The following is a 24,534-nucleotide window of genomic DNA, read 5'->3' on the forward strand; positions in this document are numbered from 1 at the left end:
CAAGCATTAATTTAAATAGGCCGTATAAGGAAAATGATTTGACCAATATGATGATCGGTGACCTAGCGCAAAAAACCAGCACCAAGGTAAACACAGTACGCTATTACGAAGATATAGGACTGTTACCCGAACCTGCACGAACGGCATCGGGTAGGCGGACATATGCGGAAAGCGATGTTCGGAGATTGTCATTCGTCCGTCACAGTCGCGGATTTGGGTTTTCTATTGATGAAATACGATCACTTCTGGAAATATCAGATAGCCCAAAACAAGACTGCGAAGCGGCCGCAAAAATTGCGCAAGAGCATTTGGAAAAGATTGATACCCAAATAGTTCAACTGACATCGCTACGGGATGCTCTTAAGTTGTTTGCAACCTCATGCTCGGGAGGTTCTGCCGAGCATTGTGAAATCATAGGTGCGCTAAATCGCTTGAACCCGCCGGTCGGTTAGATGGCAGGCGAAGGTGCGTTTTATCGATCCACTTAAATGCAAGACTGTCCGCCGTCAGCATTCAATAGACAGACTGGCTGCATAAAATAAGTGAGTGTTTTGGTTTCATCGCAGTGACTGTAAGGAACGAAGATGAAAGCAAAACACTCAAAAGCCCCCGCGGAGCGGGTGGTGAAAGACATCCGCAGAGCAACGCGCAAACAATATAGCGCGGAAGAAAAGATACGGATCGTGCTGGAAGGTCTGCGCGGCGAGGATAGCATTGCCGAGCTATGCCGCCGCGAAGGTATTGCGCAGGGCGTGTATTACAAATGGTCGAAGGATTTTATGGAAGCCGGCAAGCGCAGGCTCGCTGGCGATACGGCGCGCGCTGCCAATAGCGACGAGGTCCGTGATCTTCGGAAGGAAGCCCGCGATCTGAAGGAGGTCGTCGCTGAACAGATGCTCGAGATGCGCCTGCTGAAAAAAAGCATGATCGGGGATGGGGGCGACGACGAATGAGGTATCCCGCATCCGAAAAGCTGGAGATCATCCGCATCGTCGAGCGGTCACATCTGCCTGCCAAGCAGACGCTCGACAGGCTGGGCATCGCCCGGCCTACCTTCTACCGCTGGTATGATCTGTACCAGCGGTTCGGCGAAGAGGCGCTGGAAGATCGGCGTCCCGGCCCGCGCCGGGCATGGAACCGGATCCCGGAGGAGGTGCAGGACAATATCCTGAATATGGCGCTGGAACGCTGCGAGCTGAGCCCGCGAGAGCTGGCTGTGACATTTACTGATGAACAGCGCTACTTCGTGTCGGAAGCCAGTGTTTACCGCCTGCTCAAGGCCCATGACCTGATCACCAGCCCGAACTTCATCGTCATGAAAGCCGCCAGCGAGTTCAAGGACAAGACCACGGCGCCCAACCAGCTGTGGCAGACTGATTTTACCTACCTCAAGATCATTGGCTGGGGCTGGTATTATCTGTCGACGATCCTCGATGACTACAGCCGCTATATTATCAGCTGGAAGCTGTGCACGACCATGCGCGCAGAAGATGTCACCGATACGCTGGAGCTGGCTCTTGAGGCATCAGGCTGTGCGTCGGCGCATGTGTTGCATAAACCGCGTCTGCTATCGGACAATGGGCCCAGCTATGTTGCTGGAGAGCTCGCTGATTATCTGGCCGACAAGAAGATGCGCCACGTTCGCGGTGCACCGTTCCATCCGCAAACCCAGGGCAAGATCGAGCGTTGGCACCAGACCCTCAAAAACCGCATCCTGCTCGAAAATTATTATCTGCCCGGCGATCTCGAAGCGCAGGTCGAGGCGTTCGTCGAGCACTATAACCACCAGCGTTATCACGAAAGCCTGAAAAACGTCACACCCGCCGATGCCTACTTTGGCAGAGCGGAATCCATCATCAAACAGCGAGAAAGGATCAAACGAAAAACCATCGAACATCGGCGCTTGCAATACCGCAGACAAGCCGCCTAATATCAACCAACCAGATGGAACCAAATACTCGCCTATTTTAAACCGGCATATGTCTCAAATTATCTGACGACGGACAATCTCCACCCGATAATTTTTACAATAGGCCCGACCGATGACTATCGTCAAGAATCTTCATCGGCCGGTATGCTGTTGTTGACCTTATGGTCCGTTTTCGCGAACCCTGCGTGAAACCAAGCAAAATATGCATATGCGCCAAGACGAACCGTCGCGGCGTCGGGACATGCCGCTCGCACTTTGTTGCCTATCTGGTCATTAAGGCCGCGATCATAGGCAGCCCTATTTTCCCCCACATTCTCCAGAAAACCGCCCAGAGAACGATGATGAACCGGCAATGCCTTCAGCAAATCAATACATAGCTCCAATCCCTGGCTATCGGAAGAAATCCTCGTATCGACATAGCGCTCCATCGCCAGGACATAACAGGCGTTTAGCGCCGTGAGCGCATCGGCCTTCGGCTGACCATCTGTGGCGCTAGTTTTAAGCATTCCGACAGCCCTGCCAACAACACCGGCACAAGCCGATGTCGGGCTTTTACCATCTCCGGCCCTCTCCCATGAGCGATCAAAAGATTTGCGGTAATGCCAGCGACCCAATCGCAGACTTTAGCGCTCATGCAATTCTTTCTCTGCGTTGCGCCCGCACGCACTCGCTGGCGCAGGCAGGGCCTAAAATCCGATTACCGGTACGACCTGAGGCGAAGGTTTAAAACCCGGCAGCGACTAATTTCACCCTCGCCTTGGGGACCAAGTTGACCGCTTCGGTTAAATCCTGCATCGATTGGTGGCAATACCGGAAAGGTCCACGATGCCTGACATTCTGTTTCATCAATATGATAGTTCGCCATTTTCAGAGAAAGTGCGCGTTTGCCTTGGCATCAAGAATCTCGCGTGGGCTGCGGTCGATCAACCGGTCATCATGCCCAAGCCTGAACTTGTTGCACTGACCGGCGGATATCGCCGTATTCCGGTCATGCAGATCGGTGCAGACATATATTGTGACAGCCAGCTAATCGTCCGGGAACTTGAACGGCGTTTTCCTGAACCGACGTTGTTTCCGCAGGGCGACCACGGCCTGGCACATGCCAATGCGATGTGGTCAGACCGCGCGCTATTCCAGGCAGCGGTCGCGATCATCTTCGGCGGGCTCGGCGACAAAGTCCCGGCCGCTTTTATCAACGACCGCGCAGCCCTTTCCGGGCGCCCGTTTGACCCAGCCGCCATGCAGGCAGCTATTCCCCACATGGAAGCGCAATTGCGGGCACATGTCGCCTTGCTGTCCGACCAGCTTGCAGATGGACGCAGGTTCCTGACCGGTGACCGCGCCGGCCTGGTGGATGCGAATGGCTATTACAACCTGTGGTTCATCCGGTCTGCCTTTCCCCCAGCGGCAAGCCTGTTCGAGAGCATGACTCACGTGCCAGAGTGGCTGGATCGGGTAGAGGCGATCGGTCATGGCGAGAGATCAGAGATGAGCCGCGAGGACGCACTCGATATCGCGCAGGCATCCGAGCCGATGGCCGGGGAGGTTGCGCCTCGGGACGCCAAACTCGAAGGTAAGCGGGTGGCCGTTGCCGCCGACGACTACGGGCGCGACGCGGTCAATGGAGTGCTTGTCGGCTCGTCCGATCATCATGTCTCGATCAGCCGCGAAGATCCCCTGACCGGCCAGGTCGTTGTTCATTTCCCGCGCATAGGTTTTTCCGTGCAGAATTGACGCAATCTGAAACGTAACTTTTAAGAATTCGAGCAAAGGAAAAAGGCTACATCCAGTCCCTCGCTCTCGACGAATCTCTCTACTTCTCCGTCAATATCGGGCTTTCTGGGATAATTATTGGTTTTGCGATCCAATAGAATGAACCGCAAGTGCTCGGCATCCCGATCCCGTTGATTTACTATGCGGGTTGCGTTGTCCTCAGGCGATGCCGAGACAGGCTGGAACACCAACGCCGACGATACCAGAAATAAAACTCCTGATGAATGCTCATACCGGCACCAAGTGCTTCTACCTCACTCCTGGTCCGGAACAACTTCTCGCAACGCTGTTCGATGCCAGCCTAGTTCGATACCAGATAATAGGTTACCGGCCGGCTCTCGCTGGTCCGGATATTTATCTTATATCTCTCAGTAAAAAGGGGCAGCCATTCGCAATTTGCCGGTTTTGATGAAGTGCGTCGGGTGCAAATATTCTTGCCCTGGCCATCGCTAATCTCGATCGACATCGGTTTGGGTGAAGCTGATACCAGGGCCACCGATGCCTTTTTTCCTGCGAGAAAAATCTGGTCGATACTGACCCGCGATCCTGCCGAGACAATCCCCTTTTTATAGGATGGCCCAAGCGCCCGGCCGCGGTAGACCGGTGGCGTGGTCGAAGGATCGATCAGACTCGCCTGTTCGCTCCAGCTTTTCGAGAGATTGTTTTCCTGATCCCCGTCGGGCCTGGCTCCAAGGCTTTCGAGCGTTTGTGCAGCAATGCGGAGCACCGCTGCATCGGAATTTTTCTCGCCCGCCTGCCCTGCAATGATTGCATCGGCCGTCCGCATCACCGCGCTAGCATCAGCCGCAGGCCTGGCGACATCAGCCTGACCGGGAGATGTCTGTGCAGCCGCGCCCGAAGCGACGCCGGTGCAGGCAGACAGGATCGAAACCGACCCGGCAAGTGCAATTATCGAACAATATCGGTACATTAGATCAATCACTCCCTTCCGGTCTGATCTCGAACAACGCTCCAGGTTGCGCATCCCGGCAGTCAATGACCAACCCGTTCCGCTCGGCCAGTGCCTGTGACAGAGCAAGGCCAAGGCCATGCCCCCTCGCCCCGCTAACATCAACACGGACAAAGCGTTCGAAAACTTTCTCTCTCATATTCTCTGGAATGCCGGGACCATTATCTCGCACCGTGATGACAGGCCCTGGCCTCAGGACGAGTTCCACCTCGCCGCCTTTGGGGGTATATTTCAGGGCATTGTCGAGCAGGTTGGACAATATCCGCTGAATATGGGCGGGATTGGCCATCATATTGACCCCGGGGCTGATGTCAGTACTGAACCTTATCCCCAAATCCTCGGCGCTTTCGGCAAACAGCTCCGTGATTTCGGTTGCAATCTCCGAGATATCGCATTGTGACAAGCCGCTCCGGTCGCCTTTTTGTGCGCGGCTGGATGCTATGTCGAGCAGGGAGTCCAGCATGGTGATAATATCGCGAATATCCTGTCTTGCCCGACCGAGTGTTTCGCCGTGCAGAGGGTCTCTGCTCTGACCCATCGCCGCTACCAAGCGGTTATCCAGATGCATGAGCGGCGTGCGCAATTCATGCGCCGTATGGTCTGAAATATCCCGGTGCGCGGCGAGCAGGGAAGCCAGACGCCTGGTCATGGCATTGCTGTGTTGCGATAGCTGGTCAAGTTCGTCGCCCCGTCTGTCGACCGGTATAGTGACGGCCAGGTTCCCTGCACCAATTTCGCGGAATGCATCATTTATGGTTCCGAGCCGGTTCTTCAGCCGGCGGGTAGAATAATAACCGATTACAAAAAAGATAAGGACCAGCAAAAGGCCCGCGATGAGAAAAGCGGTTCTGACCCGCCCGAGCAAAGCCGACTGGGCCGATGTGTCCCGGCCAACAAGCAGCTTTAGATCCGGGTTCAACTGCGTGGCACGAGCGAAGATTTGCGTGCCGTCTTCCAGTTGAATAAACCCTGCCTCGGAATTTTCCGACGACAATTCCGGCCAGGATCCGACGTTGCCGATGATTACGAGGCCGCTTGGCGAAGCCAGCAGATAATAGCGCTTGTCATCAGACGACTGCAATTGCAGCCGGTCCGTGATCCGCTGTCGGAGCTCAGCCGGACCGCTGGTTATGTAAATGTCAGCGAGACCGGCGATATCCGTGTCGACGCTGCGCGCAATCTGCTCTTGAGATTCCGTTCGCACGATCCATTCGGTCATCACAAACAAGGCAGCCGACGACAAGATCGACACGATGATGACGATCAAACTCAAGCGCCCGAACAAGGAAGAGAAAATGCCCATGTTCAAACCGCGTGGAGCCGATAGCCTGCGCCCCAGATCGTCTCCAGTACCGGTTTGTCAAAATCCTCTTCCAGCTTGCGCCGAAGCCGTCCGACGTTGACGTCTATGACATTGGTCTGCGGATCGAATTTCAGGTTCCAGACATTGAGTAGCAGCATTTCGCGGGTTACAATTTCCCCGGCATTTTGCATGAAATATCTGAACAGCTCGAATTCTTTGGGACTGAGCGCGACATGCCTGCCCTGCCGGTGCGCGGTGCGCGCCTTTATATGGCATTCCATGTCACCGAAAATGATCACAGCGCTATGGGATTGGCCGCTGGCCCGCCGGTGCAGAGCGCGGACCCGTGCGATCAGCTCTTCCTGTTCAAAGGGTTTAGCAAGATAGTCATCAACCCCGGCGTCCAGCCCCTCGATCCGGTTTTCCGTCCGGCCCAGAGCCGACAGCATCAACACCGGAACATCAACGCCCGCCTCTCGCAATTTACCAATGATATCAATGCCACTCATATCCGGCAGCATCCGGTCGAGAATCACAAGATCGAATTTCGAACCGGCAGCAAGGCGCAGGCCATCGCTCCCGTCGGCTGCCCAAATGACTTTCGCACCCGTCTTGGCCAACGCGACAGAAACCATCTCCGCCGTCTGTGCGTCATCCTCGATGTGCAAAATATTAAGACCCGGCATGAATTTGGCTCGTTCTCAAGTGCTGTTGAATCATAGCTAGGCTCTTAGCATTATCATCTCAAGATAATGCAGTGACAAATGCTGTTAGAAAACCGGAAGCAACAGTTTGCAAACATGTAATTTCTTTCATAGGATTGGCATGGGCGCTAATAGATTTGCACTTTGCCAGCAATGGCCAGGCGATAATCAGCAATGCTGGGATAGGTTGCACAAAATGGCATCTAGATTTTTGGGGTTCGCTTTTTTGCTCTTCACCGGGTTTTCTCCCGTCCATGCGCAAGCCGAGAATGGCGAGACGTTAAACAACAGAATGATCGCATTGGCGGATCGCGATGTTTCCCGGGAACCGAAAGTTGCCATTGCAGAAATCCAGACTATGCTCGAAGAAGCAACATCGGATGATGCGGTTGGTCCACTCGGCAAAGCCACGGCATTGGGGGCACTCGGCGGCGCCTATTTTTATCTCCAGGACTTTGATCAAAGCCTCGCAAATTTCCGTGCAGCAGAGACTGCATTGGACGCAGCAAATTTAAATAACCACAAGCAGATGATCTCGACGCTGAACAACATCAGTGTTGTTCTGAGCATGACCGGAAAAGCCGAAGAGGCACTCGCAATCCAGCAGAAAGTTCTGGATATCCGGCGGGAAACCGATGGCACAGAAAGCTCAGGCTATGCGGCGGCATTGTTCAATATCGGCAGCACCAAGTTCCGGCTCGGCGATTATGAATCAGCCGTGGTTGAAATCCGGCAGGCGGTCGACATTGCGACCGCCATTCAGGATCCAACCGATGCGGATAATACGCTGGCCGTGACCTATTGGATGTCTCTCGCCGCCGTGGTCAATACCACAGGCAATACCGAATTGGCACTCAAGGAAAACCGGCTGGCCACCCAATATGCCGAGGATCGACTGGGAGACCAGCATTCGGTTTATGCCGGTGCCTTGAATAATCTCGGCTCGGCCCTGAGCAGCGCTGGACGCTGCGGCGAGGCGATACCGCTGCTCCGCCGGGCGCTGGACCTGCGAACCGAAATCCTGGGTCGCGACAAACGTGATACGGCGATCACGCTGACCAACCTTGCCGACTGCCTGTCAAAGTCCGAGCCCAGTCTGGACCAGGTTGCGATGTTTGATGAAGCGGCCCGTATTTTTGGCAACAGCCCCGGCAACAGTCAAAGCCGCTTTACCGGCAATAGCCTTGCCAAGGCCGGACTGCTCAGCACCCGTCTGGGACAGTTGAAAGAAGGCCAGGCCTATCTTGAAAAAGCGCTGGAACTGACTCTGTCCGCGCTCCCGGACAATCACCCGGCGGTCGCCGAATTGCGCCTGGAACTTGTAAACAACTATCTGTTGAACGAAAATTACGATTCAGCACAAATTATAATGACCGAGATCGAAGCACAGGCGGATGTGGTTGCCAAATTTCCGGTAGCGGAGAAATTCAAATTCGCGGTTATGAGAACCGAACTGGCAAATGCGTTCGAACGTCCGGAAAACAAATCATCCGAGGCAATTGCCGCATATCGGGAAGTCCGCCGGAAAATACTGGATCGCGCGGTGTCGATCGATGAATATTTTGCGGATGACACAGGACTGACGGATCAATTTGCAAGATTTGCCGGCATCATGGCCCGCCAGGATAATATGGCGGAGAGTTTCGACGCCATGCAACTCTCCCAGTTTGCCGATCTGAGCAGCGTCTCGGGCAGTTTGACGGCAAGGTCTGTGGCGGAGAAAGCCGGTTTCGGGGACGAGGTCCGAATGCTTCAGGACCTGGTGCAAAACGGCAAGAAAATCGATGCCAGCTTTACTAGGGCAACGACAGAAGGCGATCAGCCGAAGCAAGCCGCTCTTCTTCTCGAACGGGAGAAAAACAGCAAAGCAATTGCCGAGCTGTCAGCCAGGATCGAGACCGCCCTCCCCCAATATTGGGCCTTGGTAAAGCCGGAACCCGTCGCTCTGGAGAAGGTACAGTCCGCGCTCAAATCCGCGCCGCTGGTGATGGTGACGCCCGCATTGGACGGAGTCTATGTCGCAGCTGTCACGCAGAATGATTATGTTTGGCAGAAAACGTCCGCCACTCCCGGACAACTGAACCAGTGGGTGCTGGATATCCGGAAAAGCGTCTCGCAAGATGCCGGGCAATCAACGCCATTTGCGATGGAAAGCGCCCACGCGCTATATCGGTATTATTTTCCTCCCAAAGTCGAAAAACTTTTGCAGGACAAGAACGAGATACACCTGATCAGCGCGGGTATTCTGGCGGCGCTTCCTGCATCGCTGTTGATCATGGAGCCGGTATCCGAGCAGACGGCCAATACTGATATCACATGGCTGATAAAGCGCTTTGCTGTCAGCAATCCGATGAGTGTGAATGACCTCGTCCAGCCCCCGGTTTCCCGGCAACGGGAAATCCGTTTTGCAGGGTTTGGCGCGCCGTCGCTTTCTGGCGCCAAAGACGGTCCGGTTGTCTTCGCCAATCTGTTGCGGAGCGGAAATGTCGATGTCAGCGAAGTGCGCGATCTTCCCAGCTTGCCCTCCGCAACGCTTGAACTATCAAATATCAGTGAAGCTCTCGGCAGGGACTTGTCTCGGGTCATTACCGGTGATGAAGCGACCGAAAAGCTGATTAAGTCGATGGACCTGCGTCCTTATTCTGTTCTCGCCTTTGCGACCCACGGGCTGGTGAATGGAGAGTTGCGGGGATTGGGTGAGCCCGCTTTGGTATTCACGCCACCGCAAACGGATAAAGGCACGGATGATGGCCTGCTGACCGCATCGGAAATAGGGCAGTTGAGGCTGGACGCCGATTGGGTGATATTGTCGGCCTGCAACTCGGCTTCCGGTTCCGGCGTTGGAACGCCGACTTATTCAGGACTAGCCAAATCATTCGCCTATGCCGGGGCCAGATCATTGCTTCTTTCACACTGGCGCGTTCGTGACGATGCCGCGGCCAGGCTAACGGTGGACACTGTGAAAAATGCTGCCGGAGGCATGGACCGCGCCGAAGCTCTGCGACAGGCACAACTGGATTTGATGGATGATCCGAGCGTACCGGGGGCATCCCATCCCGCCGTCTGGGCACCGTTCATTCTGATCGGCGATTAGAACCATAGCAAAAGGGCGCCCTCCGGGGTGGAGGACGCCCTTCCCAATCAGCGACGTTCCTGCGCTCGGGTCGCTTTAGCGCAGGTCCTCGACTGAAACCCATCCCTTGGTGCCGTAATTGTCGGTGACTTCGACGAACAGCCCCGCTTTGTTGCCGGTGGGAACCAGCTGTGTATCGGCGCGCAGGGCGCGGACCTCAGCGGCAGAGTCCGAAGCGCTAGCAAGCATCTTTGTCTCGACGGCTACTGTATAGCTTGTACTGGCGGTCGCGGCTGGAGTGGCGGTTTGCTGTACCGCAGCAAGGGCTCCGGCCTGCGATGCCAGGCCATTGAACGCCTCGATAAAAGCACTGGTGACCATCTTGCCATCCTTCGAGCTGCCATATTGTCCGAACTGCCCCTGGCTGGCTGACACCCAGTCGCTTCGGCCCAAAACCTTGATGGTCGATTTCTTGCTTTGCCCGCTTCCGGCAATCAATGTCTGGCCATTGGCCGGATTCATCAGTCGCAGGCCGGCTGTGATGGTTTTCTTCTTGCCGCCAAGACCGCCGAACATCCCCATCAGCGCGCCGCCCATCGGAACCTTGCTGAGGACCGTGCTCGCTGCTCCAGACCGGACCAGACCTTCGGTCAGCGCAGTTTTTGCAACATTCATTGTCTGGTCCACTTCTTCCTGGGAACCGGCAATAGCAGACATCAGATAATTGGTGGGTTGGCCGTCAGCTCCGGTATGGAGAGTGAAACATCCTGACTCCTGAACGATTGCGCCCAGCATGCCGCGCGGACTGGACAGGCCGAATTTGCTCCAGCCCTGAGTGTCGCCATCGGTGATTGCAATCGTTCCATAGGATGCATCGCATTTTACAACCTCGACGCTCTGTTCTTTCGCGGCGGCAGGCGCTGTTGAAACGGCAATGGATGCCATGGCAATTGCAGTCAGTGCTGTGGAAAATATTGGCTTCGTGGTCATGATGATAATCCCCTTCGCATTCTATCAAGAAAATGAGCGGTGGTCCGCTCGATGCCCGATCAAAAATACGCAGAAGCGCTGGATGTGCCAGTTACACCTCCTGTTAGAGAGATGACAAAGGCTGTTAAGGTCGCTTGGAAATTGAACCGGCCCGTCGAATGATCTCGCAATCTTTATCGACGGGCCGGTATCTGGGTCGCTGACCATCCGACTATTTGAACGAGAAGTGCGAACCGAGATTTTTCTTGAGGTCGGAAATATCGTTTAATCTCGCTGTGACCGGATCGCCGAAATTGAAGTTACGACCAATATTAGCTGCAGGATTGGCCCAGCCAGCCCAGTCCATCTTGGTACTGTTAACGGTCGCTGCTGCGCCGGGGGCCGCGAAAGCCGCCACACCATCCACTTGCGAAAATGCCCCTCCGGAGCCGAAAGTATAGCTGAAGCCCGCGTGCTTACCGCCCACACCGGCCAAGAACCCGGTGATGACCGCATTGCATTCACCATTGCAGATCGAACCCGAACCGTTTGCCTTCAGATTATAGGATGAAAAGCGCCCGATGGCGTCCGCATCCATGCCGACCACCATGCCACCGTTGGTCGGATCCGCGCTCCCACCCGCCGTACCGAAGGTGTAGCTGTTGCCATGCATGTCCACTTGCGCACTGACCCCGACCAGGGTTTCCGCACCGAAAGCGACGGATAGACTGCCTTCAAAGCTTCCCAGTCCCCCGGCGCGAACGCTTGGTTTGGTCGCGCCAATCAAGCTGTAATCGACTTTGCCAGATGTGGGCAAATTGGTTGCTGGCGTCCCGGTTACGATGTGGAAGCCATTGCGGTCGATATAATCCAAACCGTTTTCAAACGCATAGAATTTTCCGCCGGTCTTGCCGTCTGCCCAACGTGTCCAGGCGATTATGTCGCCGGCTGCGCCCGATTCAAATTCTTTTGCGGTACCAATGTCAGGATTTTCCTCCGCGCTGGAAACATAGCCGATCGGGGCACCGCTGGCGCCATAGGTTACCTGGCCCAGCCGGCGGTCAATTCCGACTTTCTCTCCTGCCGCGTAAGAGATAAACTGGCTCTCGCGGACGGAGCCTGCCGGCGGAGAAACACCTGTTCCGCTGCCGTTCAGCGCAAATATACCAAGCCCGATAGCTTGCACGAAACCGTCTGAAGAGCTGTCATTCACGTTGAATGCAAGTCCGGCATAGGCGCCGTCGGCCCCATAAAGCTGGCCGCTCACATTGCCGTTACAAGTGCCCTTGCAAGCATCGCCGCCAAACCCTGTGATCGCTACAGCACCGCCAAAAGTTAAATCGGATTGGATAACATAGTTGGATTGGGAGGGGTCTGCTGCCCCGCCAACCGTAGAAGTTTGCCACATATAGTTGCCGACATTCAGTTCCAGATCCCAGCCGATTGGATTTATCCCTCCCGCCGATATCGCAAGCATTCCGGAAAATGTACCGGGTGCGGCGCTGCCGTCGGACAAGGTCACACGCGTCGATCCTGCCAGATCATAGGTCAGCATGCCGGATCGGTTGAACGATGTTGACGCCGTACCCGACATGACGTGAAAGCCCTGATTGGGGCCATAAGTGATCCCGTTGATCGTGCCATTCGTCCAGCGGGCAAATGCCACATCATCGAAGGAGCCAAATTCCGCGACTTCCGCGTCACCCAGAGCCGTGGTCCCGTTAAAAATACTCGTGAATTTCTCGATCTTTCCGTCGGCCAAATCGATATCCCCCAGTCCGAAGTCGACCAGTCCGGTGGCACCGAATGCATAGGTCAGCTGGTTGCTACGCGTCTCCGTCGGCCCCGGTGTCGGGGTAGGTGTGGGTGTGGGTGTTGGAGTTGGAGTAGGTGTGGGGGTAGGTGTCGGAGAAGGCGTAGGAGTGCCGCCCGTACCGCCACCAAATTGCGGCGGAACAGTATAGCCTGCCAGACGGAAAAGCCGGGCAATCTCGTCGACATCGAGGCCTGGAGGAAAGGCGTTGGCGAACAGCAGATCCACCAGTGCCTGGACCGTCGCATCACCGGGCGGGATCATGCCACCCGATGATACCAGAGCCAGCAAATCGGCAAGCGATCCGAAGCTGGGACCACTGCCGCTAATCCCGGTGACAGAATATCCGGCGGCGCCCAAAGCGCGCAAGAATTCTTCCAGCTGGAACTGTGAAATACCGGACGGTGCGCCATAACTCTGCAGATTGAACAGCAACGCCTGGATTTGCGCTGGCGTCAGCCCGCTGTAAGTCCCCAGATTGCCATTGCTGGCGGCAGCCAAAATCTCTGTGATAAATTGCAAGGCAATTGCAGGATCGAGTGCGCCGGTCTGGGCCTGGACAATGGCCTGAAACTGAGCAGGCGTGGTCGCCGACTGCAACGTTCCCGGAGTGAAGGCCTGGGTTTGCGGCACGCCGGCAAAGCCCAGCGACGTCGGCGTGGTCTGGCTGGCATTAGCCAGATATTGAGCGGCAGTTTGCTGCGCTTGCCGGACTTGCTGCAAAGCGGTGCGTCCGCTGCTGCGGTTGGGCTGTGCGCCTGCGGTCACCGTGGCCGATGGTCCCGAACCGGTGCTGGCACGGAAGGCATTTCCGGCCCTGAAATCGCGACTCTTGCCGTTACTGGCAATCGCCATCGATCCCGAAAGCGCAAAGCCGGAGAAGCTGCCATCGGAAGCGATCTTGCCGCTGGCACTGCTGCCGGAGCGCAGGGTAATCTGGCTGCCAGTGCCAGCCAATATCGGTTTTGGAGATCCGCCTTTCGGAGCAGATGCCGTAAAACTGCCACTGGCAACTTCCAGCTGACCGCTTGCATCAATCGAATAGCGCGCCGGCCCGACGATGCTCACCATTGTTCCGTCATCAAGCTTCAACTGCACCATACCCGACGAGATTTGCTGGTCACCCGTGCCATTTTGGGCGGAGGGGTTCCCGGCATTGGCGGAGACATAAACCATCTCGGCACCCCAAACCGGCGAACAGGGGATAAGAAGGGCAGCGAGGGTGGTCACCAAGGCGCTCGCACCGGCCAGTTTGACGTCGGTCAGCAAGCTGGTATTTCTCTGGTTAATCTGGGTCATGGTTTGTCTCCCAATGAATATTCTGTTGAAACTAGAAGCTCAGCCGAACGCCGACCGAAGCGGTCCAGCGGTCGTAATCATAGAGGCCGATATTGCTGTCGTTGCGGGTATAGGTAACGCGTGGGCGGATACTCAGGGCGTCGGTAAATTTGTACCGGACACCAAGCGACGCATCATATTGCGTGTCCTTGCGGCCTTTGAGAAAGAGCGGATCGCGTGCATCATAGTCACGGTGCTCGACGCTGGCCCCGGCGATAATTGCCGCCTTGTCGCCCAGATCGAATTCGCCGCCGAGTTGGGCATTGACGAAGGCATAGCTGAGCTGGTCGGCACCGGCACGGCGGGTTTCCTCCTTGCCGCCGCCAATGCCGCCGTAAATATTGTCGTCAGCATAAGTGATACTGCCAGAGAAACGCTCGGCATCCTGCAGCGGGTTGCCGTCATAGTTCAGCCGGAAATATTGCCCGCTGAACGACAAGGCGCGGTTGTCCGACAGCCGCTTGGTATAGCGTATATCGCCGCCGACGCTGGTTCGGTAGCCGCTATGACCAAGCCAGAATCTCTGGCCCTGTCCGGACAGGGAAATGACATCCCCGTTGGCAAGGCTATGGGCAATTCCGATTGTGCCGACGGCAGATGCCTGGTCGACAAAACGTGTGTCGACATTGTCTCGCCAGTTGCCCAGAACCGAGCCGAACAGGCGCGTCTGGCGACTAAGCGGTGTCGAGCCGGACAAGCCGCCCTGGATCTGGTAAAATCCGGCATCCTGTTCGCGGGCTGGCCCGTTGAGCGTGGCCGGTCCGAGAAATGCGAAGAGCGGCAAGGTGATCGAAATCGCGTCGGTCGCGGTATTGATGTTGCTGTCATACCCGCCTTCAACGTCGAGATAGCCGGTAATCTCCGCTGCCCCGCCGGCGATCTGTTGGTCCAATGTCCTGACCAGACCATCAATCCGGTTACGCACCGGATCAGGAATCGAGGGATCACCGCGAACCGTTGCGAATTCAGCGCGTGCCGTATCAATGTCACCGGCCACAGCGTAGGCCCGGGCCAGTTCGGCTTGCGCTCGCGCATTGTCCGGTTGCTGTGCCAATATCCGCTGGAACGCTATAATTGCTTCGCCATGGCGACCGCTCTCCAGTGCGGCCAGACCAAGCGCGAGATCATAATCCGGTTGCCCGGCGCGATTGGCTTCCCGGAGCTTGAGTGCGGAATAGGCCGCTTCGGCCTGCCCTGCACTCAGTTGATCCATGGCATTTTTGACATCCTGGTCACCTTGCGCCGCTGCCGGCGCAGAAGCGAGCGCGAGCAAGCAGGTGTTAAAGGCGATTGTCGACATCGCGACGACTTTGGAAAAGCGCATTCAGGCCCCCTGTAACTTCATTGAATATGAAAATTGGATAGGGCAGCCAGACGCCATAAGCTTGTTACAAGCGCCGATAGGAAGATGACAAAAACGGTTATTATGGCGAATGCCCGGATCAAGCTGCCGTTGGTCTCGCTTGGCGACGGGCGCGTTGATCGGCAGCTTGACCCGACGCGAGCGCCGATACCCTGTTCATCAGAACAAGGGCGACGCGCAAGGGCGATGAATGTAACTCTGAATAATGCGGACGTAATGGCTATCCGAGCAACGCGCTCGAGGATGATTACACCAAAATGCTCTTATCTCACGGAATGAAGATGCCTCGACCGATCATAAAATGCACCTATGCGGCGCAATCCAGGCGGGGCTCGTTCTGCGCCAGTTTCAAATCATCCCTTTTATAAATGTCGGGAAAATAGCGGATCGTGCCGTCTTCCGCTCCCTCTGCCGTGAAATAGGCGATGTAGATCGGGATCGCTTTTGTCAGCGACAATTTGGTGGTTTTCCGGCTCGCCAATATTTCGTCAATCTGCTCTGGCGTCGCCGCTCCTTCGAGCAATGTCTTGTCCAGATCGATGGCGCCGCCAACCCGGATACAGCCGTGACTAAAGGTCCGCACCGGTTCGGAAAAACGGTTCTTGTAAGGCGTATCGTGCAAATAGACGCTGTACGAGTTGGGCATGACCAGCTTCATCTGCCCGAGCGCATTGCCGGGTCCGGGGCGCTGGCGATAGTGGCCGTTTTGCAAGACATAGCCTTTCCGACGCGCCGCCGCCGGGTTGTTGCGCACCATTGATCCGATGCCTTCCGCGACAATCGATGTCGGGATTTCCCACCAGGGATTCAGGATCACGCCGCTGACCGTGGCTTCAAAAATCGGCGTCGGGGACTTGGTCTTGCCGACGATAACCGGCCAGCTTTTGAGTTTCTGATCATTTTCCCACAAAGTCACTTCGAAACTCGCGGCGTTTACCAACAGATATTTCTGACCCATGGCCAGCCGCATCCAGCGCCATCGTTCCATGTTCAACGCCAATGTCGCGCGCTTCTCTGCGTCAACTTCAGTCGCATAGGCTTCGCGCAGCGCCTGATAATGCGGATTGCGCGGTCGAAGCGCTTCAAAATAGCCGACAAGGTCATTGCGAACCAGAGCCTTCAGCAGCAATTGCTGCGTATCGATATAGCGGTCATCGCTACTGATATTCCACTTTGCCCTGGCCGAAGCTGGAGAACATCCCTCGAGATAGGCTTTCATCAACTCGTTCGCAGCGACCGAAGCCAGCCTGGATCGCCGATAGGGATCGCTGGCGGAATTCGGCTGGCTAAAATCGCTGATCGTGCAGTTTCCCAGCCCCTCTGATGCGCGTGCATCCACGAGTTGCTGCAATTGTACAATTTGCGGTTCGGTCCAGATCAGATGATCCCGGATATCTTCTACTGCTTGATCTACTGGCTGCGCAACGGCGGAGGCGGAGAGCAGAAATCCGCTCAATATTGTTATAAATATTCTCATACGATTCCTCTTCAGGCTATTGGCAGGCACTACAATAAGTATTGATACTTAATCCTGGGTACAGGAAAAATCTGCTATGGACGAACGATGAACAGAAGAAATTTTATCACCGCCAGTCTCGTTGGCTTAACCGGCGCGGCTTATGGGCTCAGTTCCCGATCGCAAGCAGCAAGCAAGATCGTCACGCCGTTACCGGCGCGTCCGAAGATCTCCCCGCAGACCGGTCCGCTCGGTTTGATCGACCGCGCCAAGGCAGCAATGGCGGCTCATGAGTCATCCTTGCTGCACACCGACAGAATCGGAATTGCCGACTATTCGCTGCACTCGGCGAAGGAGCGTTTCCATATTGTCGACATGACAAACGGAACGACACAGTCCTTTCTGGTAGCGCATGGCAAGGGTTCCGATCTCCGTCACACCGGCTGGCTGCAGGAATTTTCCAACGTGCCGGGGTCCGAAGCCTCATCCGGTGGCAGCTATATGACCAGCGAGTCCTATGTCGGCAAACACGGTACATCCCGTCGCCTGAAAGGTCTCGACCCGAGTAATAACTTGGCCGAACCGCGCGCGATTGTGATCCACGGCGCTTGGTATGCAGAACCGGAAATGGTGGACGCCCACGGAAAACTGGGCCGCAGCCAAGGCTGCTTTGCCTTTTCCGAAGGCGATCTCCCGGTCATATTGGAACGACTGGGACCGGGCCGTCTGCTCTATGCCGACAAGGTATAACGGATAATCTGGGCGGTTCCTTTGCAGTCCTTTTTACAAAGCTGACTGCGCACTTGGAAATCCCCTAGCTTTTCCACCGAACGCGACCTTGCATCGCCGCCTCGCTGTCCCTGCCCGCGCGTGCTCGTTACGGAGCATTTTCGCGCGGTCGGAAGACTTCCTCTTTTCTATTTCTCTTCGGGCCGTTTGATCGAGGGTCCGAGATCCTGCAGAACCTTGCGGGCATCGAACGCGCGCGTGGCGTCAGCGGGCATCGAACCACGGCTCATCACAATTTCCGCTTCGGCTTCGTACCGCTCGACCGTCCGTACATCGGTATCGAAGGACCAAAAAGGATCACGGCCATAAGGATGCCATGTCGACCAGACGCCGCTGCGATAATAGCGCCAGTGCGGACGCCAGTTCAGATAGATCGACCCGTAATAGGGTTCGTAGCGAGGGGAACGCTCGATATAGGTTTGGCGATCGGTTTCCGTCGTATGGTCGGTGATCCGGAACCAGTCATATCCGTTTTGAACCGTGAGTTCCGCTGCCCGGTATAAGAGATAGCCTTCTACAGTATCGCGCGAAGTCAGCGTATTTCCGGCAAAACGCACACGATAATGCGTATTGTCTATGCGATTTTCCGAATAGCCACCGGAGACACGCTGTCCGGCGATTTGGGGCTGATAGGGAGTTGCGGTGGCACAGGCGAACAACAACAAAGTCATCAGCAGCGCGCTTGCCCTGGCAGCGGCTTTGGTAATCGTTGCATGATCCGTCATGGTCGGTTCTCCTGATGTGGCCGCTGCAGCGGCTGGTAAGATGTCATTCTCGGAGTGGGGCGTTGATTTGTCTTTACGTAATTATTCGTAAGGCCAGTCAGGCCGGTCCGTAACAATACCTATCGCCGCCAAACTCTCTCCATCCTAGAAAGTCAGCAGGCAATAAGCCGACGGGAGATTGAAATGCTGGTGCGCAAGGATAGCAAGGTAATCGCAGTAGACGGTTCCCGCATGGCGATGTTCAAGAACATCGGGGAGGCTTTTGCCCCGGCACTGGAGCTAATCGAGGAGCATAAAAACCCCTCTTTGCGCACTTCGGAACTCGGTACGGACAGGCCTGGACGGAGTTTTCAAAGCAAATCTCCCAGCCGCGGCGCACATGAGCAGACAGACCTGCAACAACAGGAAGAAGACCGCTTTGTTCTGGAGATGACCCAGCGGATCGAACAAATCATGTCGGGATCAGACGCAGGCATCATATTGGTTGCCGCGCCGCGCGCATTGGGCGTTATCCGGAAGCATATGAACACCGAAACGAGCGCGCGCCTGCTGGCGGAGATTCCCAAGGACTTTGGGCCGGAAGACAAAGAACCGCTGGCAAAAATGCTCACCAAACATGAAGCCTGACAGATATTTCAGCGCTGCCGGAATTATATTCAGAATCACTGATCGAATGAAGCGCTCGCCAAAGTGAACGGGCTTGCAAACGGGCGGAGAAACTAATCTCCGCCCGTTTGCAAATTTGCGATAAGACTCGCGTCAGGCTGCGGGACGATCAGCCGTAAGATCAAATTCCAGCAGCATGAGCGTGGGGTCGCCCGGGAAGCATCGCGCAGAAAAACCCATTTCCTTTTCCAGTTCGATCGCCGCATGATTTTCACGGGCTTCGATCGACTGAAGTTTCTTGATTCCGCTTTTGCGTGACTGGTCAATCGCATATTTCAGAAAGGTCCAGCTCATCCCGCGATGCTTATAATCGCTGCGCACGGCAAGGGCGACCTCCGCTTCCGACTTGTCTTCGCTGGCACCCACCATCGCGCTGGCGATGATGGTCTTGTCATCAATATCGAAGGCGAGATAGTCTTCCTTGTGTTCATGATCGACGTCTACCAGATCGTCGAGCAAGGCACCCTGAACTTCCGGGATCGCGGAGAGAAAGCGGAACCGCAGGTCGTCTTTTGAAACGTGCGTGAAAAATTCTGCCAGAGCTTCCTTGTCAGATGGTTCGACGGGCCGGACATGAAACTCGAAGCCGGTGCGGGTGGTCAGCGGTATGCTGTTACTCACGACCACCGCATGGTCAGGGCGGATCGGTTCTGCGGGAGTCGGTTGCGTGGCAGATGATTCTGCATCGGACATGGGATTTCCTTTCAAGGAACCAGGGGGAATTTGAAATTTGATGAAGCTAATCTAGCCGGTGTCGCGATACGCTCGCCATCCGTAAACCAACGTATCTCTGCAAATATCCGTAATGGTCCCTATTGACTCGAGTGGCGTTTATCCGGTCTGTCAGCAGCCGGCCGTTCCGGCAGTTTTCTCTCCATCCGAGGCATTGATAATGACGCATATAGAAGCATATAAATCCCGGATCAGGACCGCCGCCGAGGCTGTGCAAGGATTAAAGTCCGGAGCGCATATGGCAATGGGCATGGCGACTGCTGAGCCGCCGGCACTGCTCGGCGCAATCGCCGACATGGCGGAAAATGGCGCTGTAGAGGATCTAAAACTATGGTATTTCCATTCAATGGATCATGCCGGTGATACGGTGCTGCGGCCTGACCTATTGGGCCGTATCCGTCCACGCTGCATGTTTCTGAGTTCTGTTGACCGGAAATTGCTCAGCACAAAGCAGCCGGGCGAGAAAAGTCCGCTCGAATTTGTTCCGGTCGCGTTCAGCGACTCCCCCCAGCTATTTGAACAAGAAGTGTCGCTCGATCTTTTTGTGACGACCGTATCGCCGATGGACAAGCATGGCTGGTTCACCTTTGGCACCAGCAACGACTATTCCACCACCGCCGCTCGCAGCGCAAAAAAGCTGGTGGTCGAGGTCAATCCCAATATGCCGCGCGTGTTCGGCGCTTCCCTGCTGCATGTGTCGGAAGTCGATGCGATTGTCGAAAACAGCACGCCAATAACCGAGGTTCATCCGCCCGAAATATCGGCGGTAGACGCAAAGGTAGCTGCCATTATCGCGGACATGATCGACGACAGAGCCTGTCTGCAAATGGGCATAGGGGCGCTTCCGGGCGCGGTTTGCGCCTTACTCCACGATCGCAAGGATCTTGGCATCCATTCGGAGCTGATGACCCCTGCCCTGGCCGGGCTTATCCATTGCGGCGCGGTCACCAATCAGGCGAAGACCACCTATCGTGGTCTCAGCGTCTTCACTTTCGCCATGGGTGACCGGGCATTTTATGATTTCCTCGATGACAATCCGGCGTTCCACAGCGCCCCGGTGAATATCGTCAACGATCCCCGCCATATTGCCAAGAACAGGAACGTTGTCTCGGTCAATGCAACGTTGCAGATCGATCTCGGTGGCGCATGCAATTCGGAACATATGATGGGACGGCAATATAGCGGTTCGGGCGGTCAGCTCGACTTCGTACGCGGCGCCAACGCATCGAAAGGTGGCAAGTCGATTATCGCCTGCCAGTCGACGGCGCGCAACGGCACAGTCTCGCGCATCGTTCCCCGGCTGGACGGGCCGGTCACGACCCCCCGCAACGATACGCATATAGTGGTCACCGAATATGGTTCGGTCGACCTGAAGGGCAAATCACTTCATCAGCGGGCAGATGCACTGATTGGCCTGGCCCATCCGAAATTCAGGGATGAATTGGCCGACGGTCTGTAAGATTAAAGCCTGTACGGAGAGTGCGGAAAACCGGCCTGCCCTGCTTTGCCTTCGTTCCATGGAAAGATACGTAATCTCCCTGATATGGTTACACCCCCTCGCCTCCTACCCTAACCGCTTTCCAACCGGGGCAATGCGAGCCATTGAAGCAAATCATTCTACCAACTTTGCCACATTTTCCGGAAGCAGCAGCGCTGGAAGGCACCGGATTATCGGTCGTCTCGCTCACCAAAAAATTCGGAAAGAAGACGGTCCTGAACAATGTTTCGATCGAAGTCCGGCCATCGGAGGTTGTCGGCCTGCTTGGCCGCGACGGCGCGGGCAAGACCTTGACCTTTTATTCGATTCTCGGATTATTGCGGATAAACTCGGGGCATATTTTTCTAAATGGTGAAGATATAACGAGATTGCCTCTCGATCAGCGTGCGCTTCGCGGTTTGGGATATTTGCCGCAGGAAGCTTCGATTTTCCGCGGCCTGACGGTAGAGCAGAATGTCAGGACTGTGCTCGAGCTCTTCGAGCACGATCCGGCTTCGCGAACGCAGAAACTGGATGCCCTGCTAGAAGAATTCCATATTGACTATGTCCGCAACACGCCGGCGCGGGCGCTTTCGGGCGGCGAAAGACGCCGATGTGAAATCGCCCGGGCGATGGCGGCCAATCCGAGTATCATGCTGTTCGACGAACCCTTTGCCGGGATTGATCCGATGTCGGTGCGGGATATCAAGGCGATGATTGCCAATCTCGAACGCCATGATGTCGGCATATTAATCACCGATCAGAATGTGCGCGAGATGGTCGATATTCTGGACCGGGTCTATGTCCTCCACGAAGGACAGATCGTGTTTGACGGTACACCGGAGGCCATGCTGGAGGACAAGCTCGTACGCCATTTATATCTCGGTGAGGAATTTCATGCCGCCGCTAGGTAACACTACGGATGGTTGGCAGGCCGCGCTTCCTGCATTCACGACAACAGTGATTTAGCGATAGCTTTCAGAGAAGAAATCATTTTTCCAGATGGCCTTCGCAGACAAGATTTTCGAATTAGGAGAAACAACATGAAATCCGTTCTGCTTTTTGTAAATGATGATTCCGGACTTGATGCACGTTATCAGGCTTCGCTGGATTTGACCCGCGCTCTGGACGGGCATCTCCATTGCCTGCGTGCCAATCCCTATAAACCGCAGATGGCTTTCGATGGCGTTACCGGCATGTCGGTCATGTACGACATAAGCAGATATGCAGAGGAAGCCGATGCGCTGCTCAAGGCGGAAATCGAAAAGCGGTTGGCGGGCGAAGACGTTCCGTGGGACTATCAGATCGCCAATGCAGAACCAGCCAGAGGGCTGTCACGCCACTCGGCCCTGACCGATTTGATCGTGCTCAGTTCCTGTAGCGGCATGAAAGACAATACCCAGCCCCTCGGCATATTGGGTGACGTAATTTTCAGCACCAATATTCCGGTCGTTGTCCAGCCGGACAGTGTAAAGAAATTCGATGCGGCCGGTCCGGTGGTGGTTGCCTGGAATGGCAGTTTCGAGGCCGGAAACGCCCTGCGTGCGGCCGTGCCTCTGCTCAAACTCGCCAGTGATGTGCACATCGTCGTCGTCGAGGAAGAAAAGGATCACGATTTACCGCCTCTGGAAGCGTCGGAATATCTGTCACGACATGGCATCAAGTCGAAGATTCACGAACTCGCGGCCGACAAATCTTCGGTACAGGCCGTCCTGCTATCCACGGTCGATACGCTGAACGCCGGTTACATGGTGATGGGCGCCTATGGCCACAGCCGGGCGCGCGAGTTTCTGTTTGGCGGCGTGACGCGCAATCTGTTCCGCGACTGCCCGATCCCGCTATTCGTCGCGCACTAATCTTGGAAACCGCTTTCTCAGAGGAATATCAAGATGAGTGGTGTAACGATTAAATTTCATGGTGCGGCGGGAACCGTCACCGGCTCCTGTTTCGAAGTCACCGGTGCCGGCAAGACCATATTGGTCGATTGCGGCATGTTTCAGGGCACCCGTTCGCTCGAAGCGCTGAACCATGAACAGCTTCCCTTTGATCCGGAAAAAATCGATGCGGTGCTGCTGACTCATGCCCATCTCGATCATAGCGGCCGGCTAGCCTATCTCTACGCCAGTGGCTGCAAGGCGAAGACCTATTGCACTGCGCCGAGCGCCGACATTATCAAACCGCTTCTGCAGGACGCGGCCAAGTTGCAGGCCGCCGATGCCGAGCGTCGCAACCGCCGGGCGGACCGCGCTGGCCTGCCACCGTTCATTCCCCTCTATGATGGCAAGGATATCGCGAAACTGCACAAGAATGTCCGTGCGGTTACCTTTTGTGCAGAAAATGATCTCGGCAATGGCGTGTCCTTTCGCTTCTGGGATGCAAGGCATATCGTCGGATCGGCTTCGATAGAGATCAACATCGCCGGACAGCGGTTGCTCTTCTCCGGCGATATCGGGCCCGGTCGATCGATCAATTGTACAAGCTCGGAAATCGGTGGCTATGATCATGTGATCTGTGAATCGACTTATGGTGACCGGGACCGCGAGCTTATATTAGTCAGCGAGCGCCGCGAAACATTGGCGCGCCATGTCGAGGAAGTGATGGCGGCGGGCGGCAACGTGCTGATCCCCGCTTTCGCGCTCGAACGCACCCAGGCGATACTCGAGGATTTCGATGCCCTGTTCGAATCCGGGCGCCTGCCCCCGATAAATGTGTTTCTGGATTCTCCTCTGGCCCAGAAAGTCACGATGGCGGTGATGCGCTATCGCGACAGCGGTACCGACATGTTGAAACGAACCAATATTCGATTCATCCAGAATACAGCGGAATCCAAGAAGCTCAACCGGATGACCGGGGTCGTTATCATCGCCGGATCGGGCATGTGCACCGGCGGCCGGATCAGGCATCACCTGATCCGCAACCTGCCGCGAAGACAGTCCCGGCTGCTGCTGTCCGGATTTCAGGTTGCCGGAACCTTGGGCGCGGTGCTCCGGGATGGCGCAAAGCGCGTCCGTATTTCCGGCAATGATGTCATGGTCAAGGCGCAGGTCGCCACGCTTGAAGGCTATTCCAACCATGCCGACCGTGGCGGTCTGGTGGAATGGGTTAAGGATCGCACACCGATCAGAGGGTCGATCTTTCTGGTCCATGGAGAGCAGAGCGCTCTCGCGGGTTTCGCCGAAGCTCTCGGCAGCATTCCGGATTTGCCGGCAACGATCATCCCGAAACTGGGCGAGACTTGGGAATTGCAGCCAGGCTCAGCGGCAACCCGCCTGACGGCCGGTCGGCCCGATGCTGGCGAGCTGACCGCTTCGCGTGACTGGATTTCCAAACTTGCAGCGTTGCGCGAAGAGGTAGAAGAAAAACTATCCGAGCAACGGACCAATCAGGACCGCGAAAAAATGCTGGCGGCGCTCAAGCGGGCACTGGAAAGCGTCTAGCGATTCCGGATATATC

General features: G+C 55.8%; 20 protein-coding genes. 10 read left to right on the plus strand and 10 right to left on the minus strand.

Annotated elements, in window-relative coordinates; translation table 11 throughout:
* The first annotated feature begins 47 nt into the window (after window positions 1-47).
* Together ACWFTY_RS12575 and ACWFTY_RS12580 are read left to right on the plus strand one after the other, a co-directional pair.
* Window positions 48-452 carry a MerR family transcriptional regulator gene (locus ACWFTY_RS12575; RefSeq protein ID WP_332041292.1) on the plus strand — a complete coding sequence of 135 codons (405 nt, stop codon included), beginning with the start codon at window positions 48-50 and terminating at the stop codon, window positions 450-452.
* A gap of 132 nt (window positions 453-584) precedes the next feature.
* Window positions 585-1,930, plus strand: a protein-coding gene (locus tag ACWFTY_RS12580; RefSeq protein WP_447524532.1) for an IS3 family transposase whose coding sequence is annotated in 2 segments (ribosomal slippage) — window positions 585-915 and window positions 915-1,930 — 1,347 coding nt in all. Because the reading frame shifts where the segments join, the coding sequence is not laid out codon by codon here.
* A gap of 122 nt (window positions 1,931-2,052) precedes the next feature.
* On the opposite strand, the gene ACWFTY_RS12585 is transcribed toward ACWFTY_RS12580, so the two are convergent.
* A complete protein-coding gene (locus ACWFTY_RS12585; RefSeq protein WP_447524533.1) occupies window positions 2,053-2,544 on the minus strand; it encodes a hypothetical protein in 492 nt (163 codons plus the stop codon).
* Between the two features lie 211 nt (window positions 2,545-2,755).
* Here ACWFTY_RS12585 and ACWFTY_RS12590 point away from each other — a divergent pair, with 211 nt between their 5' ends.
* Complete coding sequence (locus tag ACWFTY_RS12590; protein ID WP_447524534.1) at window positions 2,756-3,664, plus strand: glutathione S-transferase family protein; 909 nt, start codon at window positions 2,756-2,758, stop codon at window positions 3,662-3,664.
* 340 nt (window positions 3,665-4,004) lie between these two features.
* Here ACWFTY_RS12590 and ACWFTY_RS12595 read toward each other — a convergent pair whose 3' ends face one another.
* Genes ACWFTY_RS12595 through ACWFTY_RS12605 form a run of 3 tightly spaced genes read right to left on the minus strand, consistent with a single transcriptional unit; the run spans window position 4,005 to window position 6,662 of the window.
* A complete protein-coding gene (locus ACWFTY_RS12595) occupies window positions 4,005-4,634 on the minus strand; it encodes a hypothetical protein (protein ID WP_447524535.1) in 630 nt (209 codons plus the stop codon).
* Window positions 4,635-4,638: 4 nt separating this feature from the next.
* On the minus strand, window positions 4,639-5,976 hold the full coding sequence (locus ACWFTY_RS12600; protein WP_447526892.1) for an ATP-binding protein: 1,338 nt from the start codon (window positions 5,974-5,976) through the stop codon (window positions 4,639-4,641).
* Between the two features lie 2 nt (window positions 5,977-5,978).
* On the minus strand, window positions 5,979-6,662 hold the full coding sequence (locus tag ACWFTY_RS12605; protein WP_447524536.1) for a response regulator transcription factor: 684 nt from the start codon (window positions 6,660-6,662) through the stop codon (window positions 5,979-5,981).
* A 214-nt stretch (window positions 6,663-6,876) separates the two neighbouring features.
* On the opposite strand from ACWFTY_RS12605, the gene ACWFTY_RS12610 reads away from it, so the two are divergent.
* Window positions 6,877-9,774, plus strand: coding sequence for a CHAT domain-containing tetratricopeptide repeat protein (locus ACWFTY_RS12610; protein WP_447524537.1), 2,898 nt, complete (start codon window positions 6,877-6,879; stop codon window positions 9,772-9,774).
* Window positions 9,775-9,849: 75 nt separating this feature from the next.
* Here the strand turns inward: ACWFTY_RS12610 and ACWFTY_RS12615 are convergent, their stop codons facing one another.
* The 4 genes from ACWFTY_RS12615 to ACWFTY_RS12630 all read right to left on the minus strand — a co-directional run bounded on the left by ACWFTY_RS12615 (window position 9,850) and on the right by ACWFTY_RS12630 (window position 16,713).
* Window positions 9,850-10,743, minus strand: a complete 894-nt coding sequence (locus ACWFTY_RS12615) for an SH3 domain-containing protein (protein WP_447524538.1) — start codon at window positions 10,741-10,743, stop codon at window positions 9,850-9,852.
* A 211-nt stretch (window positions 10,744-10,954) separates the two neighbouring features.
* Window positions 10,955-13,834, minus strand: a complete 2,880-nt coding sequence (locus ACWFTY_RS12620) for a hypothetical protein (RefSeq protein ID WP_447524539.1) — start codon at window positions 13,832-13,834, stop codon at window positions 10,955-10,957.
* A 31-nt stretch (window positions 13,835-13,865) separates the two neighbouring features.
* On the minus strand, window positions 13,866-15,197 hold the full coding sequence (locus ACWFTY_RS12625) for a surface lipoprotein assembly modifier (protein WP_447524540.1): 1,332 nt from the start codon (window positions 15,195-15,197) through the stop codon (window positions 13,866-13,868).
* A gap of 346 nt (window positions 15,198-15,543) precedes the next feature.
* Window positions 15,544-16,713: a L,D-transpeptidase family protein gene (locus tag ACWFTY_RS12630; protein WP_447524541.1), complete on the minus strand. Its 1,170-nt coding sequence runs from the start codon at window positions 16,711-16,713 to the stop codon at window positions 15,544-15,546.
* Window positions 16,714-16,800: 87 nt separating this feature from the next.
* Between ACWFTY_RS12630 and ACWFTY_RS12635 the strand changes: the two genes are divergently transcribed.
* Entirely contained in the window at window positions 16,801-17,442 is a 642-nt protein-coding gene (locus tag ACWFTY_RS12635; RefSeq protein ID WP_447524542.1) for a murein L,D-transpeptidase catalytic domain family protein, read from the plus strand.
* Between the two features lie 167 nt (window positions 17,443-17,609).
* Here the strand turns inward: ACWFTY_RS12635 and ACWFTY_RS12640 are convergent, their stop codons facing one another.
* Window positions 17,610-18,206 carry a CC0125/CC1285 family lipoprotein gene (locus ACWFTY_RS12640; RefSeq protein WP_447524543.1) on the minus strand — a complete coding sequence of 199 codons (597 nt, stop codon included), beginning with the start codon at window positions 18,204-18,206 and terminating at the stop codon, window positions 17,610-17,612.
* Between the two features lie 183 nt (window positions 18,207-18,389).
* Here ACWFTY_RS12640 and ACWFTY_RS12645 point away from each other — a divergent pair, with 183 nt between their 5' ends.
* A complete protein-coding gene (locus tag ACWFTY_RS12645; protein ID WP_447524544.1) occupies window positions 18,390-18,833 on the plus strand; it encodes a host attachment protein in 444 nt (147 codons plus the stop codon).
* A gap of 132 nt (window positions 18,834-18,965) precedes the next feature.
* On the opposite strand, the gene ACWFTY_RS12650 is transcribed toward ACWFTY_RS12645, so the two are convergent.
* Window positions 18,966-19,565, minus strand: coding sequence for an N-acetyltransferase family protein (locus tag ACWFTY_RS12650; RefSeq protein WP_447524545.1), 600 nt, complete (start codon window positions 19,563-19,565; stop codon window positions 18,966-18,968).
* Between the two features lie 199 nt (window positions 19,566-19,764).
* Between ACWFTY_RS12650 and ACWFTY_RS12655 the strand changes: the two genes are divergently transcribed.
* The 4 genes from ACWFTY_RS12655 (at window position 19,765) to ACWFTY_RS12670 (ending at window position 24,518) form a co-directional block, all read left to right on the plus strand.
* Window positions 19,765-21,063, plus strand: a complete 1,299-nt coding sequence (locus ACWFTY_RS12655; protein WP_447524546.1) for an acetyl-CoA hydrolase/transferase family protein — start codon at window positions 19,765-19,767, stop codon at window positions 21,061-21,063.
* 167 nt (window positions 21,064-21,230) lie between these two features.
* Complete coding sequence (gene lptB / locus ACWFTY_RS12660; protein WP_447524547.1) at window positions 21,231-21,995, plus strand: LPS export ABC transporter ATP-binding protein; 765 nt, start codon at window positions 21,231-21,233, stop codon at window positions 21,993-21,995.
* Window positions 21,996-22,124: 129 nt separating this feature from the next.
* Entirely contained in the window at window positions 22,125-22,937 is an 813-nt protein-coding gene (locus ACWFTY_RS12665; RefSeq protein WP_447524548.1) for a universal stress protein, read from the plus strand.
* Between the two features lie 33 nt (window positions 22,938-22,970).
* The gene (locus ACWFTY_RS12670) at window positions 22,971-24,518 is read left to right on the plus strand and encodes an MBL fold metallo-hydrolase (RefSeq protein ID WP_447524549.1); all 1,548 of its coding nucleotides are present in this window, start codon (window positions 22,971-22,973) and stop codon (window positions 24,516-24,518) included.
* The last annotated feature ends 16 nt before the right edge of the window (window positions 24,519-24,534 follow it).

The sequence above is a fragment of the Parasphingorhabdus sp. NYA22 genome, from assembly GCF_976973735.1.